Origin of the sequence: Clostridium felsineum DSM 794 (genome assembly GCF_002006355.2) — a bacterium.
GTDB classification, from domain to species: domain Bacteria; phylum Bacillota; class Clostridia; order Clostridiales; family Clostridiaceae; genus Clostridium_S; species Clostridium_S felsineum.
Genome location: NZ_CP096980.1, coordinates 3020012 through 3037360, shown reverse-complemented (window position 1 = coordinate 3037360; position 17349 = coordinate 3020012). Strand labels below are relative to the sequence as shown.

12 protein-coding genes are annotated in these 17349 nt (G+C 28.6%); 8 read left to right on the top strand and 4 right to left on the bottom strand.

What is annotated here, in order from left to right; translation table 11 throughout:
- The first annotated feature begins 25 nt into the window (after positions 1-25).
- From CLFE_RS14345 to CLFE_RS14335, 3 genes are all read left to right on the top strand, one after another.
- Positions 26-3160, top strand: coding sequence for a glycosyltransferase (locus CLFE_RS14345; RefSeq protein ID WP_077892896.1), 3135 nt, complete (start codon positions 26-28; stop codon positions 3158-3160).
- 13 nt (positions 3161-3173) lie between these two features.
- The gene (locus tag CLFE_RS14340) at positions 3174-4484 is read left to right on the top strand and encodes a glycosyltransferase (RefSeq protein ID WP_077892897.1); all 1311 of its coding nucleotides are present in this window, start codon (positions 3174-3176) and stop codon (positions 4482-4484) included.
- Positions 4485-4894: 410 nt separating this feature from the next.
- On the top strand, positions 4895-7186 hold the full coding sequence (locus tag CLFE_RS14335; protein ID WP_077892898.1) for an Ig-like domain-containing protein: 2292 nt from the start codon (positions 4895-4897) through the stop codon (positions 7184-7186).
- A 91-nt stretch (positions 7187-7277) separates the two neighbouring features.
- Here the strand turns inward: CLFE_RS14335 and CLFE_RS14330 are convergent, their stop codons facing one another.
- From CLFE_RS14330 to CLFE_RS14315, 4 genes are read right to left on the bottom strand one after another with little or no spacing between them, the layout of a single operon-like run.
- Entirely contained in the window at positions 7278-7679 is a 402-nt protein-coding gene (locus tag CLFE_RS14330; RefSeq protein ID WP_077833885.1) for a GtrA family protein, read from the bottom strand.
- A gap of 10 nt (positions 7680-7689) precedes the next feature.
- Positions 7690-8517, bottom strand: coding sequence for a glycosyltransferase family 2 protein (locus CLFE_RS14325; RefSeq protein WP_077852876.1), 828 nt, complete (start codon positions 8515-8517; stop codon positions 7690-7692).
- Complete coding sequence (locus CLFE_RS14320) at positions 8517-9470, bottom strand: glycosyltransferase family 2 protein (RefSeq protein WP_077833883.1); 954 nt, start codon at positions 9468-9470, stop codon at positions 8517-8519. The genes CLFE_RS14325 and CLFE_RS14320 overlap by 1 nt, the downstream gene beginning before the upstream one ends.
- A 2-nt stretch (positions 9471-9472) precedes the next feature.
- Entirely contained in the window at positions 9473-12067 is a 2595-nt protein-coding gene (locus CLFE_RS14315; protein ID WP_077892899.1) for a YfhO family protein, read from the bottom strand.
- 381 nt (positions 12068-12448) lie between these two features.
- Here CLFE_RS14315 and CLFE_RS14310 point away from each other — a divergent pair, with 381 nt between their 5' ends.
- The 5 genes from CLFE_RS14310 (at position 12449) to CLFE_RS14290 (ending at position 17333) form a co-directional block, all read left to right on the top strand.
- Positions 12449-13345 carry a glycosyltransferase family 2 protein gene (locus tag CLFE_RS14310; protein ID WP_077833881.1) on the top strand — a complete coding sequence of 299 codons (897 nt, stop codon included), beginning with the start codon at positions 12449-12451 and terminating at the stop codon, positions 13343-13345.
- Between the two features lie 14 nt (positions 13346-13359).
- Positions 13360-14352 carry a glycosyltransferase family 2 protein gene (locus CLFE_RS14305; protein WP_077892900.1) on the top strand — a complete coding sequence of 331 codons (993 nt, stop codon included), beginning with the start codon at positions 13360-13362 and terminating at the stop codon, positions 14350-14352.
- A 6-nt stretch (positions 14353-14358) separates the two neighbouring features.
- A complete protein-coding gene (locus tag CLFE_RS14300; RefSeq protein WP_077833879.1) occupies positions 14359-15579 on the top strand; it encodes an O-antigen ligase family protein in 1221 nt (406 codons plus the stop codon).
- Between the two features lie 59 nt (positions 15580-15638).
- Positions 15639-16376: a WecB/TagA/CpsF family glycosyltransferase gene (locus CLFE_RS14295; RefSeq protein ID WP_176091580.1), complete on the top strand. Its 738-nt coding sequence runs from the start codon at positions 15639-15641 to the stop codon at positions 16374-16376.
- 96 nt (positions 16377-16472) lie between these two features.
- Positions 16473-17333 carry a polysaccharide deacetylase family protein gene (locus tag CLFE_RS14290; protein WP_242951579.1) on the top strand — a complete coding sequence of 287 codons (861 nt, stop codon included), beginning with the start codon at positions 16473-16475 and terminating at the stop codon, positions 17331-17333.
- Positions 17334-17349: the final 16 nt, after the last annotated feature.

Below are 17349 nucleotides of genomic sequence, written 5' to 3'. Positions count from 1 at the left end.
TGAGAATGAAAGTGGGGAAAATATTTTGAATAGTTATCCTAAAGTAAGTTTTATAATTGTAAATTATAATGGATTGCAGCATCTTAAAAATTGTTTTAGTGAACTTAAAAATCTAGCATATCCAAGTGATAAAATTGAATACATAGTTGTAGACAATGGTTCAAAAGATGGATCAGTGGAATTTTTAAAGAAAAATTATCCCGCAGTTAAAATTATAAGAAATGATTCTAATGAGGGATTTGCAAAACCTAATGATGATGCAGCTAAAATAGCTGAAGGAGAGTATTTAGCATTAATTAATAATGACATGAAATTAGACAAAAATTGGCTTAATGATATGTTTGAAACTCTTCAAAATTGCAATGATGACAGCTATGTGTGTGTAGGAAGTAAGATATTAAATTGGGATGGATCTAAGCTGGATTTTGCGGGTGGAAGCGTAAGTTTTGCTGGATATGGTTATCAATACGATTATGGTATGGATATTAAAGACGCAAATAAGAAGTATAATGAAGATAGAGACATACTTTTTGCTTGCGGTGGATCTATGCTAATAAAGAAGGATGTATTTTTAGAAATAGGCGGATTTGATAAAGATTACTTTGCTTATTATGAAGATGTTGATCTTGGATGGAGATTATGGGTTTTAGGATATAAGGTTAAATTTTGTTCTAAGGCTATATGCTATCATAGACATAATGGAACATCTAAAAAATTCAATCAGCATAAAATGAAAACTTTATTTGAAAGAAATGCATTGTATACAATATATAAAAATTATTCAAGTGACAATTTTGATGTTGTTTTATGCAATTTACTTTTAATGATTCAAAGAATACAGATGGATTTGAAATTAGATGAAGAAATTTTTGATATAACAAATACTGAGGATGCTTTTTTTGAAATTGATTCTGATGAAAAGAATTTCTCTTCCCTAGTTGCTATAAATGACCTTACAAATAATTTGCAAAGACTTAATGAGAAAAGACAGTATATACAAAAGAATAGAAAGGTCAAGGATACTGATTTAAAAGAGTTAATACCGAATCCATTGATGCCATTTCCTGTGGAATACTATCATGATTATAAGTACTTAGATAAGTTTCAAAAATTATTAAATACATATAATATTGAAGAAAAGTTAGATGCTAAGTTTAAGAGAAAGATTTTACTTATATCTAACGAGCCGATAGCTAAAAAGATGGCTGGACCAGGTATAAGATATTGGGAGTTTGCTAAGGAATTGGGCAAATATAATGAAGTATTTTTAGCAATACCTAATGAAAATGAAATAGATACCTCTGAACTTAATATTGAAATGGTATCATACGAACCTGGAAAGGCTGATAATCTTATAAGATCAGCATATGAAAGCGACATAATAATAATTCAAGGACTAATACTTGAAATAATACCTGAACTTAAAGATATATGTTCCGAGAAGATACTTATAGTTGATATATATGATCCTTTTGTTATAGAAATTTTAGAAACCTACAAAAATAAAAGTATAAAAAATAGAGTTGAAGCAAATAATTTAAATTTGAAGATACAATTAGAGCAACTTGAATTAGGAGACTATTTCATATGTGCTAATGATAAACAGATGGATTATTGGATAGGAATGCTTTCGGCTTTAAATAAGGTAAATCCTTACGAATATGACTTGTCATATAAGCTTGATAAACTTATTGATTTGGTTCCATTTGGTGTTAGTAATGATGAACCTGTAAATAGCAAAAAAATGATGAAGGATAAAATACCTAATCTAAAAGATACAGATAAGGTGCTTATATGGGGTGGAGGTATATGGAATTGGTTTGATCCAATTACATTGATTAAGGCAATAAAAGAAATATCTAAAGAAAGAGATGATATTAAATTATTTTTCTTAGGCGTTAAACATCCTAATCCTGGAGTGCCAGAAATGGAAATGTGTAATAATGCTATAAAATTGGCTGAAGATTTGGATTTAAAGGATAAATACGTATTTTTTAATATGGATTGGGTTGAATATAATGACAGACAAAATTTTCTTATGGAATCTTTTGCAGGAGTTAGTTGTCATTTAGATAATCTTGAAACTAGATTTTCATTTAGAACTAGAATATTAGATTATTTTTGGGCTAAGCTTCCTATAATAGCTACAGAAGGTGACTATTTTGCAGAACTTATAGAAAGAGATGGCTTAGGAGTTGTTGTGAAATATGGAGATGCAATTAGCTTAAAGGATGGTATATTGAGATTAGTTACAGATGAAGGCTTTTATGAAACTTGTAAGGAAAATATAGCTAAAATAAGAGAAGAATATAGATGGAAAGAAGTAATGAAGCCTTTAATAGAATTCTGTAATAATCCAATAAAGAAGAAAAAAGTTAATGTGGATTCAAATAGAAATCTTATTGTTGATATTTCCCAGGAAAGACAAACATCCAATGTGGGACAGTTAACCAAAGAAAGAAAGATTGGTCAGAAATTTATATGTAGATATCCAAATTTAGCGGCTATTGATATAAAAATTGCAACTTATGGTAGGAAAAATGATCATAAAATAAAGTTTTATTTGTATGAAGAAAGTTCAAATAATATAATAATTGAGGAAAGTCTAGATGCAGTTGCTTTTTCAGATAATTCATGGATAAGTATAAAATTCAAGAAGCCTATAATGAATTCTCAAAATAGGACTTTTAAATTCATATTAGATGCAGATACAGATGATTATACTAATTGTATAACTGTATGGAAAAATGATGGAGAAGACGAAGAAGATTTAAATGATTATTTAGGCTGTATAGTTGAAAATGGAAAAGAACTCAAGGGAAGTTTACTTTTTAAAACAAAATGTATATATAAGGTTAATCCTATAGATAAAGATAGATGTATTGTACTTGATGAAGACGAAACTTCTTATGTTCCTGATATTTCAGAAGAAATTCTTTCAGCTGAGGGAAATCAAACAGAGTTAAATAGTTTGATTCTTAAAAAAATAGGAGAGATGCATTCTTTAAATAAAAAGATATCAAGTCTACAAAATTCTTTAGGAGAAGTAAAAGTAAATGTAAATGAACTTGAAAGCCACGTAGGTAAGTTGGATAGAAATCTTAGTAGAATTAAGAATTTAAATATATTTAGAATATTTAGGAAAATATTAAGAAAATAGTGGGAGAATAAAAATGAGAAGCGTTTTATTGATTAGTCCTGATAATATTGCAAAAAAAATGTCAGGACCAGGTATAAGGTACTTAAATTTTGCAAGGGAATTATCAAAAAAGCTTTCGGTTGTTTTGTTTATACCTAATAAAGAAACTGATATGAGTTTCGAGAATGAAAAGTTCGAAGTTATTATAGGTGATAAGGGAGTACTTAAAAATAAAGTTAAAGAAGTGGATTCTGTAGTAGTTCAAGGAATAGCCTTTAGATTGTATCCTTTTTTAAAGCATATAAAAAAACCTATAGCAGTTGATATATATGATCCAATTACATTAGAAAATTTAGAATTACGGAAGTTTTTAAGTTTAAAAGAGCGTGTAGATTATCATGAAACAGATGTAAATATATTATTAGAGCAATTAGCTATTGGTGATTTCTTTATATGTGCTAGTGAAAAGCAAAAAGATTATTGGATGGGAATGCTTTCGGCATTAAATAGAATTAATCCTGTTACCTACACAGATGATGTCCAAATGAAAAAATTAATTGATGTTGTACCATTTGGATTTAATGATGAAGAACCTAAAAAAAATAAGAATGTTTTAAAGGGAGTTTGGCCTAATATAAATGAAGATGATAAAGTACTTATATGGGGTGGAGGTATATGGAACTGGTTTGATCCAATTACATTAATTGAATCTATGAAAGATATATGCCTAAAGAGAAATGACATAAAGTTATTTTTTATGGGAATTGGTCATCCAAGCTTAAATGTTGATACAACAGTAGCCGATGAGTGTATAAGTAGAAGTAAGAAATATGGAATTTATAATAAAAATGTATTTTTTAATGAGTGGGTTGATTATAATGAAAGACAAAATTATCTTCTAGAAGCAGATATAGGAGTAAGTACATATTTAAATAATCTTGAAACTAGATACTCTTTTAGAACTAGAATATTAGATTATTTATGGTGCGATTTACCCATGGTTCTTACTAATGGAGACTATATGTCTGAACTTGTAGAAAAAAATGATTTAGGACTTTGCCATACAGCTGGCAATCATGAAGAATTGGCAAATAAAATATTAGAATTAATTGATAATAAGGAAAAATATCAGGAGGCAAAACAAAACATTAGACAAGTAAAAGAATCTTATAAATGGAACAATGTTGTTAAGCCGCTACTTCAGTTCTGTGAAAATCCTTATATTTCTTCTGATAAAGTAAAGAAAGTTAAATTTTTCTATAAAAGTCAGGGTCTCATGAAATATTATTATGTAAGGATTATTTCTAAACTTAAACGTATGATAAAAAAAGTTATATTCAAATAAGAGATAAAAAATGTCTATCTAACATTTAAGGTTTAGATAGACATTTTTTATAACAATAATTAAATTTTAATATTTTTTGAATTTAATTATTTATATTATAGTAAAAATAAGCCATTTATAAAAAAGTTGTTGAAATAATATATTAAGGCGAATTTATTGTATAAAAATAAGGAAAATAAGTTTATTGTGGTAAATCAGTGGATTAGTTAACTTGACTTGGAAGATATAAAATAATAATATTATATTTATGTAGAAAAAATTAAATACCGGTAATAAGTAAGCTAAATTGAGTAATATCAATTAAATATTGATATTATTTTAATATAAAAGTCTCAATATACTCAATTTATAAATATATATTACGAAAAATAATATATACTATTTATTTTGCTGAAGGGAGGTGAACATTAATGACTAAAAAAATGAACATAATAATTACTATGTTCGTTTTAATGTTTATATCTATATTTTCAAGTAAAGTAAGTGCACAAACCAACGACTTAGGTGTTCAATATTCATCACATGTACAAAATATAGGATGGCAGCAACCTGTTCAAGATGGTAATATTAGTGGAACAACAGGCCAAGATCTTAGAATCGAGGCATTGAAGATAAGTCTTACTAATGAAAGTGTTGTACCAGGTGTAGCAATCAATTATCAAGTGCACGTACAGAATATAGGATGGATGCCACTAGTACAAGCAAATGCTATAGCAGGAACAACAGGCCAAGCTCTTAGAATTGAAGCTATAAGAATTAATCTTACTGGAGTTTCAAATTATCATGTTCAATATCAAACCCATGTACAAAATATAGGATGGATGGATTGGGTACAAGATGGTGCTACTGCAGGAACAACAGGTCAAAACCTTAGAGTTGAAGCTATAAGGATTAAGATTGTAAAGGATGCACAGCAGCCTGTTCCACAACCAGCTGAGCCTACAGGAGATATAAATGCAAATTATCAAGCGCAGGTTCAAAATGTTGGATGGATGAATTCAGTAGGAAATATGGAGATTGCAGGAACAACAGGAAGAAACCTTAATCTGGAATCTTTTAAAATAAGTAGTGATAATTTACCAAATGGAGCTAGTATATCATATCAAGCTAATGTAGAAAATAAAGGTTGGATGTCAGAAGTACAAAACGGTAATATAGCGGGAACAGTTGGAGAATCACTGGGAATTAGACAAATAAAAATAAAATTAAATAGTATATCTGGTTACCATATTCAGTATCAGGTTCACACATCTAATATAGGATGGATGGATTGGGTACAAGATGGTGCAGTGGCAGGAAATGCAAACTATAATATACAAGCAGTAAGGATAAGAATTGTCAGAGATATGTCTCAAACTGTAGCACCTAGCTTAAGTATAGCATCACCAAGTGATGGAAGTGTATATTACGACAATCAGACAGCTACAATTAATGGAAGTGCTATTGAGGCTAATGGTGTTCAAGAAATTGATGTGTATAGAAATGCGAATTTACTTGGAAAAGCAAATATTACTTCTGTAAATGGAGCGCAAATAAACTATTCTTTTTCAATGCCAATGAATTCATTTAACGATGGAAGCAATGGTTTAAAGGTAGAAATGATAGGAAAAGATGCACAGATATTAACTAAATCTATAAGTTTAAATTGCAAGGTTTTACAACCTATGATGTATTTGGATGAGCCGGGTGGAGATTTACTCGCTAAGGATTCAAGTTTAAACAATTTAAATTTAAGAGGATGGGCAATTGGTTCTACAGGAATTCAAAAGGTTACCGTTTCTGTAGATGGCCAATATAAAGCAGATACTACTTATGGTGCATCAAGACCTGATGTTAAAAACGCATATCCTATGTATCAAAATAGCGATGTAAGTGGATACAACTATACTTTAGATACGACAGGACTAGGAAATGGGGTACACACTGTTACATTAACAGCTTATGATAAAAATGGAAAAACTATTTCTTGGACTTTTAAAATTACAAAGATAGTTGGAGTTGATGCTTCAAATACAAAGTATAATATATCACTTTCACAAATGGTTGACAAGCAAATGCAAAATGGTGAGCCGGTAACAGAATCTGGGAATTCATGGGTTTCAGCAGATAGGAATACAGTTCAATATTATGCTAATCCTAATAATTTTTTTGATAGTTATGGCATATATCAATTTTTAATTCTAAACTATCAATCAGGTATAAGTGTTGACGAAGTTAACAATATGCTTGTTGGTAAAGGAGTTTTACAAGGACATGGTGCAGCATTTCTTCAAGCTGCTCAGCAGAATAATATAAGTGTGTTTTATTTGGTTTCACATGCACTTTTAGAAACAGGAAATGGAACTTCTACGTTGGCAACAGGAATGAATGTAAATGGAACCGTTGTATATAATATGTTTGGAATAAATGCGTTTGATTCAAATCCTAACTATTATGGATCACAATTTGCTTATAAACAAGGATGGACTACTGTTGATAAGGCTATATTAGGTGGAACTAGCTGGATATCAAGTAGTTATATAAACAATTCAACTTATGGACAAAATACCCTATATAAGATGAGATGGAATCCCGCAAATCCGGGAACACATCAATATGCTACTGATGTAAAATGGGCGTATAACCAAATCTATAATATTAAAAAGTTGATTGATTTTTGTACAAATCCTATTTTGAAATTTGATATACCTACGTTTAATTAAAATAGGCAGTTATTATTTAAATTGAAGTTAAATAATAACTGCTTATTTATAAATAAGCAGCTAGTACTATTTACTAGCTGCTCTTATGCATTTAAGATTTTTTGAAGGCAAAGAACTTATTTGATACGTAGTTGATCAGCATAATGATTGTTGTTGTTAGAAGTTGAGCTACAAATTTATCTATTCTAAGAATCGTTACAAATAGATAAAGTATTAATGTACTTAAGCCTAAGGCTACTACATTAACACAACAGAATTTAAATGCTGTTTTAATTAGTGGGTCTTTTGATTTAAAAACCCATTTTCTGTTTAAAATGTAACTGTTAATCATTCCTATAAAATAGGATATTACATTTGCTAAAATATAATATACACCTATTTTTAAAAGTATAAAATAAGAAAGCATAGATATTAGAGTGTTCATAGCACCTGTAATACAAAATTTGAAAAACTCATAGTACTTTTTTAAATTACACAATATTGCATCTTTCATGGAGTTCTCCTTAATTTATAAATTTTATGAATGCTCTTTTTAATTGAGTCCTAAATCTAGTATTAAAGTCATGACGCATTTTTTCGAATTTTGACATGGAGAAAGTCTTTAAATTCAAGTGTTTATTAAGAAATTGTCTATCTTCTTCAAATAATATTTGTCTATTATTTTTAATGATTTCACTTGTTTGTGAAGTTTTAGAAATTCTAAATGATGATAATTTCTCGTTCAAATAATATAAATTTCCTTGGGAAAGACATCTAACATTAAAATCCCAATCAGGTACATACCAAAAGTTTTTATCATAATATCCTATTTTAGATAGTATACTTCTTCTATACATAGTTAAAGTTGGTTCACCAAATAGATTTTTTCCTATAACAAAAGAGCGTTTTGATATACTTTTTCCATTAATGAGTAAGCTTTTTCGAAATATTTTTCTGCTAATTAATTTCTTTCCGTTTTCATCAATAACATAACTAGCACTGGTAACTAATTGAACAGAGTTATCAGTATCTAGAATATTAGCTTGTTTTGCTATGCAATCTTTTTCTAATAAATCATCTTGACATAATAGTTTTACGTATTCTCCAGTTGCATACCCTATGGCTGCGTTCCAGTTATTTACCATGCCTAGGTTTTTAACGTTTTTATAATATTTTATTCTACTATCATTAAAGCTTAAAATAATATTCTCGGTATTATCAGTAGAATTATCATTTACGAGCACAAGTTCTATATTTTTGTATGTTTGATTTAATACTGATTCAATAGTACTTTTTATGTATTGGCCGCCGTTATAAATTGGAATGCATACGCTAACCAAGTGTTTTTCCATTATTTATCATCCTTATCTTCTTTTATATTAACTAAATTTTTTAATATATATAAAGGTCTATCTTTCGTTTCATCATAAATTCTAGCTATATATTCACCAAGTATACCCAACAAAATCATGTTTATACCACCTATAAGGCTTATTAACACAATAAGTGTAGTCCAGCCTTGTATTGCTCTGTTGTATAGTATTTTGGCTAAAATGGCGTATATAGCGTATATAAAGGCTAGCAGGGAAAAGCAACAACCTAGATAATTAGCTAATCTTAATGGTTTAGGAGAAAATGAAGTTATACCATCCATAGAAAATTTTAGCATCTTTTTTAAAGGATACTTGGTTTCACCAGCGTATCTTTCATCTCGCACATATTCTATACCAGTTTGTTTGAAACCAACCCAGCAAACTAGTCCTCTAACAAATCGATTTTTTTCCTTTATTAACTTTAATGCTTCGCAAACAGGGCGGCTAATGAGTCTAAAATCTCCTGTGTTTACAGGTATATCAATGTTTGCCATGCTTTTTAATAATTTATAAAAAGCTAAAGCTGTAAGTTTTTTAAAGGCTGTTTCGCCTTTTCTTTTTTTTCTTACGGCATATACCACATCGAAACCTTCCTTATATTTATCAATCATTTTTGGAATCAATTCGGGTGGATCTTGAAGGTCTGCATCCATTATAACCATAGCATCACCAGAACAGTAATCCATTCCGGCAGTTATGGCAATTTGGTGACCAAAATTTCTTGAAAAATTAACTAGCTTTACTCTGCTGTCTTTTGCACAGATTTCATTTACTAAAGACTCAGTTTTATCTTTACTACCATCATTAACAAAAACTATTTCAGAGGCAGCATCTATTTTATCTAAAATAGAACTGACTCTGGAATAACACTCTTCGATTACTTCTTCCTCATTAAACAGTGGAATTATTATAGAATATTTTTTATTATCCATACTTACTTTATCTCCTCATGATTAAATTTTAATTTTCCTGTGTATTCCAAAACAATTAGAACGATAGAGATTATATAACCCAAGCAAGTTAAAATAAATCCTAAATAAAAATCTGTTGGCTGGAATTTGAACTCAATATTATGAACACCTTTAGAGATTTTTACTGATCTAAAATTCATATTTGTTTTATAAATAGGTATTTCTTTTCCGTTATCATATGCTTTCCAATTTTTGTGATATGCTTGAAGTGCAACTAAATATTGATTATTATTACTGTTTACTGTTAACTTTATATCATTATTTCCAAATGAATCAACCTTGACATTTGAGTTTTGAGTTTCTCTATTTAATTCTACTAATTTTGCATTTGACAATGCCGTGTTTTTATTCTCTAAGGTTAATTTAATATATTTTATATCAAAGTTTTGAGGCAAAATCACATAATGTTTTGTGTTTGTGCAATTTACATATCCACCAATTTGATTTGAAAACCCAATAACAGTATTGCTAAGAAGATTTCCTGAAGTACCTGAATTACTAGCTTCTGAACTTGTTAAATCATTTAATGAATATTTAAAGTCGATTTTTGAATTTGAAATATTATTTTCAAAATATAAAGCATACAATTTGCTTTTATCTCTTTTTGTATTTGCAAAATTAATACTTATATTTGTTTGTTTGTCATTTTTTCTTTGTATTTCATTTTCATTATACACATGAATAACTTTTTTTACTGAAGCTGAAGTGTTTGAGTAATTCTTTGTATTACCACTAGTAGTATCGGTAAATATTACATTATTGTCTAAATCAGCATCCTTCATAACAGTATTTGAATATTCTTTGCTAACAGTATTATTAGTCAAGAAAAATATTGGATTTTGGAGTAATTTGTATCTATAATAATAGCTATTAACATTATAGGAATCTTTCATGATGTATGGGCTGTAGCCTTCTTCATCTAATTTTTTATTAAATATAATTTCCCTATTTGAATAATAAGGTGAACGTTCTGCTTCATATCTGTTATCTAAATATATATTTGAAGTGTAAGAAGGAAGATCATATCTATTTTTTACACCATCAGATATATAAGTAACATCTGAAAGTTTGTTGCTGGCAATTGTATAATACAGTTGAGAATAGTTAAAGCTTAAAACCTCAAAAATAACAAGGCATAATACTATAATTCTTGAGCTAATTTTTTCAAAGTTACTTAATAATTTAGAATATAAAATAGCTAGAATTAGAGTTATTATTAGTCCGTTTAGTATATCATAGCCAATTTTGGTTTTTATAAAGGTTCCTTCAAAGAAGAAGGTGTAGGAGACAACAGCAAAAAATAAACCTAAAATAATATATTTTAAATAACTTGAGAATATTTTTTTATAACGTTCAGTGCTTTGGGCTATATTTGACATACAAATTCCAGCTGAAGCAATTAAAAACACAGAAAAAGGTATTCTCCAAAGTGTTGGAAACCTTTGAAGGCTAAGTGGAGGTATAAGTTTCAATGAAATTCCGTACAAAATGGTTGTATTACCGAAGCACATAATTATGCTTAATAAACTTAATGATAAGTAAAGAGTTACTCTTTTGCTACATAATTTTAACATTATCGGAATTAGGAAAATTATTAATATACCAGTATAGCAGCTAACCATAGAGGGATCAATTATAGGCATGTATTTGTTGGAATTTGGAACTAACATTGATAAGAATCCAACAGGTGTTAATTGATTTACGTATATGGTGGAATTGTCTAGAGTTCCTCGTGTTATGCCAGACATATTAGTAACAAAAGGGATTACACATACTGACGATAAAATTACAGTTCCTATTCCTAAATATATGTACTTGAGTATAGATTCTTTTAGAATAGGAATAATAAGTTTCGATTTTATTGAATCATTAAAATCGTATTTTGAAGTGACTTCAAATACAATTATTAAAAAAATAAGAAGGAAGAAGATTATGAATAAACCTGGATATCCCCCTAATAGTGCCATTGACAAGCTGAAGATACAAATGAAGAAATTTTTAAATGTACTGTTAATAATAAATTTTATTAAATATTTTAATATAAATGGTAACCAAGTTGCACTTATTAAAATAATATCGTGTTGAGCATTTGATATAAAAAATCCCGAATACGCATAAAAAATTCCACATATAAGTGAAATTATAAAAGCTGCGCCATCCTTACTCTTTTTGAGATTTTTTTCGACAATTAGGTACTTTACAAAACTATACATAAAATATCCAGCTAATATTCTATGTATTACATAACTTAGATTAACTATTTGCATAGAATTTTTTACAAATATAGATAATAAAAAGACGATAGGATACCACATATTCGGACAGCCTAGTTGGGAGTATTCTGGATACCCATAATAAAGCATAGGATTCCATAGAGGTAATGAAAAGTGTCTTATGGAATCTGAAATAAAAGTAATTATAGGTAAAGATCCATTAACAGCATCGGCTATCATAACAATATGAAATCTTAATATTTGATAATTGCTAATAAGCATCAATATCGAAATACTAATAAATGCCATTAGATTGTATTTTAACCATTTCTTATTAGTAGTCATCAATTCAGCGCTCCTTAAAATTATTAATATATATATTATTTAAAACAAAATTATTATACAACAATCACTAATATTTGTCTATTTTATTTTGAAGAATACAGCATTAAGAGGATCCTGTGAGGACAAGCTTTAATTAGATTTTATTTGGGCAAAAACTTTACTCATAATTTACAATATTATGGAATTGCTTACAAATAAAATTTCCTGTAATAATTAATCATTACAAAGTTGACATCATGATTGCATATTTGCCTATACAACAAATTTGGTTTTATGTTATAATTTACTGTGTTACGCATTAAATACTATAACTTAAGTAGAAATTAAATGTTAATAATTTGTTTTGAGTTTAAACGTGATATGTATGTTAGGAGAAGATATATGTTAGAGTATGATCTAAGTGTGATAATATTAAATTATAATGCGAAAAAGTTCTTAGCACCTTGTATTAATTCTATATATGATAATACTAAAGAAATTAAATTTGAGGTTATTCTAGTAGATAATAAGTCTACAGATAATAGTGCGGAATTTATAAAAGAAAAATTTGTAGGCAAGAAAGACTTTGTTTTTATAGAAAGTAAAGTGAATAGTGGTTTTGCGGCTGGTAATAATAAAGCAATAAAAGTAAGCAGAGGTAAAGCAGTGCTTCTACTAAATCCAGATACGGTTGTTAATGGAAATGTAATTGGTGAAACTTATAAATGCCTTATGGAAGACAAGAAGGTTGGAGTTGCTGGTTGTAAGGTGTTAAATCCAGATGGTACACTTCAACTTGCATGTAGAAGGATGATACCAACGCCAAAAGATGCTTTTTATAAAATTTTTGGACTTAGTAAGATATTTAAGAACAATAAAAAGTTTACAAGGTATAATTTAACTTATGCATCACCTGATGACTTCATAGATGTAGATTCAGTGTCAGGTTCATATTTGATGATGAAAAAAGAGGTTATTGAAAAAATAGGTTATTTAGATGAAGAGTTTTTTATGTATGGAGAAGAGATGGATTGGTGTCTTCGTGCAAGGAGAGAAGGATATGTAGTTAGATATTGTCCCGTTGGAACTATAATTCATTATAAGGGAGAAAGCAGTAAACAACTTAGTCATAAGGCTACATATGAATTTTATAGGGCAATGTGGATATTTTATAGGAAAAACAATAAAAGAAATTTAATTCTTGATCCAGTTGTGTGGCTTGGAGTTAAATTTTTAATGATGATTGCACTAATAAAACTTGTAATTCTGCCTGAAAATAGAGTTGGATCAAAGGGTTAGAAGGGATGATTACATTGGATATTTCAATTATTATAGTTAACTATAACACGGAAGATCTATTAAGAAATTGTCTTAATTCGATTAAAGAGACAGTGGAAAATGTTGAATATGAAGTCATAGTAACAGATAATGACTCAAAAGATGGCAGTGTTAAAATGATGAAAAATGAGTTCTCGTGGGTTAAACTCATAGAAAGTAAAGTTAATGGTGGATTTGCTTATGCAAATAATCTTGCTATAAAACAAAGTAGTGGAAAGTACATATTTTTACTTAATAGCGATACTGTTCTATTAAAAGATGTAATAGAGAAGATGATTAAATATATGAATGAAAATAAAGTAGTTGGTCTTTTGGGGCCGAAGCTTTTGAATAGAGATATGACACATCAGACTTCAGTTTCAGGTTTTCCGACCTTCAAAAGAGAATTCTATCATATATATAAGCTTAAAAATATACTTAAGATTCCTTTATTAAAAAAAGTGATTCTAGGTATGTCTGGGAAAATAGGTTCCAAAGATGTAGAGCAGTACATGATGAATTTTAAGAAGATAGATCAGCCACGTGAAGTACAGGTACTTGTTGGAGCTGCACTTCTTGTGAGGCGAGAAGTAATTGATAAAATAGGAATGTTAGATGAAAGATATTTTATGTATTATGAAGAAATAGATTTTTGTTATCAAGCAAGTAAAGCTGGGTTTAAAGCTGTCTACTATCCTCATGGGGAGATAATACACTATATCGGACAAAGTAGCAATAAAATAAAAGATATAACGTTTTATGAAAGATACAAAAGTATGATAAAATATTTTAGGAAAAATCACGGCAAATTTAAAGAAATATTGGTTAGAATTAATTTGGTTTTTGGACTTACATTTAGAATGATAGGAAATATTATTTTATTACCTTTTAAAAGGGATAGGTACATACTATCAATAATAAAAATATATTTTAATACTATAAAAATAGGTCTTGGGTTTGACGTAAATACTTTGAAAAGGGGAGAATAACCTTTTATGAATGATAGCATAAAAAAAATTAATTATTTATTTATATGTCTATTTATATTTTTAAATCCACTTATTCCTTACAATTTGAAAATACATAATAATATTACAATAAGCGATATGCTGCTGCTTATAATTTTTGTTTTGTTTTTAGTGGAGATTATAAGTAATAGACAAAAATTTAAAGAATGTTTTTATATAATGCTTGGTGATAAAACATTATTTTTCTTGGTACTTTTATTTATTGTAATGATGATTTCTGTAACGTATGCAAAAGAAAAGCCACTAGCACTAGAGGAGTCTTTAAGATTTTTTTCGTATATAATTATGTATATAATTTTATCTTTAGGATATAAAGAAGAAAAGAATTTTAAAGGATTTGTTTTTAGTTTTGTAGCATCGGTAACATGTACTAGTATATATGGAGTATTCCAGAAGATAACTGGATTTGGAATTCCGCATCAATATGATTATAAAGCCAACGGGGTAACAATGGTAAGAATTGCAGGAGTTTTTGGAAATCCTAATACCTTGGCGGCATTTATGATTTTAGCCGTTTTCCCTATTGTTATGTTTGCAATTTTTGAGAAGAATTTAAAAAAGAAAGCATTTTATAGTATTCTTTCTGTTTTAGTTATATATAATGCTGTTTTAACAGGATCTAGAAATTCCCTTATAGGATTAGCATTAGGTTTTTGTGTTTTGGCTTTAATTTATAGTGTAAAGTTGATAGTACCAATAGTCGTATTAGGTGGAATTTCAATGTTTATTCCCCAAGTAATGACAAGACTTAAGTCAATAAATGATAAAAACTTAAATGAAGCAAGAATAAAGCTTTGGAAGACTGCATTAAAAATGATAAAGGAACATCCTATGTCAGGTGTTGGAAATGGAAATTATGTTGCAAATTACGATGCTTATGTGAAAAAATATCCGGAGCTTAGATATGCTGATTATTCTAGATTTCCTGTGCATAATTCATATTTGAAAATAGGATCGGAGCTTGGAGCTTTTGGAGAAATATTTTTTATAGCAGCTATTATTAATGTGTTTTTGAAAATTTATGCTACATATAAAAAGACAAATATAAAGCTTAAAAAGTCATTCTATTTAGGTTTTATTGCATCCACTGTCGCATTTTTGTTTATGAATTTCTCAGATAATCTTTTATTTGTTCCTGCAATTACTTCTTTTTTCTGGATGTTTGTTGCAATGGCTGATAGACACTAACTTTTAGAAGGAGGTGAACTGCCTAAAGTTATGGCAGAATTAAATTGACAAAGTATAGAATGAAGTTTTTAAATACAAATATAGATAATGTTAATATGAAAGAAGCAGTTGAAATAATAGATGGATTTATAAATGATGGCAAATATCACTATGTAGTTACTCCTAATGTGGATCATATTGTAAGACTTGAAAAAGATGAAGAATTTAAAAAAGTTTATGATAATGCTGATTTAATTCTAACTGATGGAATGCCTTTAGTTTGGATTTCTAAGTGGCTCAAAACACCAGTAAAAGAGAAGGTATCTGGTTCTGATTTGTTTCCAACAGTTTGTAAACTAGCTGCTGAAAAGGAATATACAGTATTTATTTTAGGCGCGGCAGAAGGAGTTGCATTTAAGGCAGGAGAGAACCTTAAGAATAAATACAAAGGACTTAAAATAGCAGGAACTTACTCACCAAGTTTTGGCTTCGAAAAAAAACCAGATGAAATAGAATATATTATAAAAATGATAAATGATATAAAACCAGATATATTAGCAGTAGGGGTAAGTGCTCCTAAACAAGAAAAATTTGTAGCTAAATATAAAGATGAGCTTAAAGTGCCCGTATCTTTAGCAATAGGAGCTTCTATAGATATAGAGGCTGGGAATTTAAAAAGAGCACCTGTATGGATGCAAAAAGCTGGTCTTGAATGGTTCTATAGGATGTTTAAGCAACCTAAAAAGATATTTAAAAGAGTTTTTATTGATGATTTGAAAATAATAGGAATATATTCTAAATACAGAACTTTAAATTAGATGTATAATTTGGTAAAAAACAATGCATAATACATAATAAATTAGTGAGAAAGGTGATGAATTAGTTTAGTGGCAGTTCACTAAATATTATGTGTTATGGAAAATAAAAAAAAGTATGTTACAATTTCTATGTTTATAGTGTTTGTATTGTTTATATTAGGTTTTAGCTTTTTTTCATACAATGAAAAGAAGGCTAATTATGCTAAAGAATTTTCTAAGGTAAAGCAAAGAAATATTAATCTGAAAAAGAAAGAAGCTTTACTTAGAGAAAAGGAACTTAAGCTTTATGATGAACAGAGCAAGAACCTTAGAATTCCAATTTTAATGTATCATTGGATTGAGGATGGTAAAGGAGATGAACTTAAGGTTTCAAAAGAAAAGTTCAAGAGTGAAATGGAAATAGTGAAGCAAAGTGGATATACTCCTATAAGTTTTGATGAACTCTATGAATTTATGAATAATAAGAAACCTTTTTCTATAAAACCAATACTTATAACCTTTGATGATGGTTACGAAGATAATTATGTGAATGCATATCCTGTACTTAAGGAATTAGGGTTTAAGGCAACAATATTTACAATAACAGATTTAATAAATACGTGTCCATATCTTTCAGACAAAGAAATAGTGGAACTTTCAAAAAACAATATAGCTGTAGAATCACATGCAGCAAGTCACTCAAAGTTGTCTCTTTTATCCTATGACAATCAATATAGTGAATTAAAACGTTCAAAGGAAAGGCTTGAAGGTATTCTACATAAACAGGAGTATTATTTAGCTTACCCATTTGGAAAATATAATAAAGATACTATGGAGATAGCAAAGAAGCTTGGCTACAGATTAGCAGCATGTACTAAGGAGGGAAACGCATCTCTGTCAGATGGATTTTATGAACTTAAAAGAATATATATAAGTAATAATTATAATTTAGAACAGTTTAGAAAAATTATAAATTAAATGGAGGGTTTAGCAT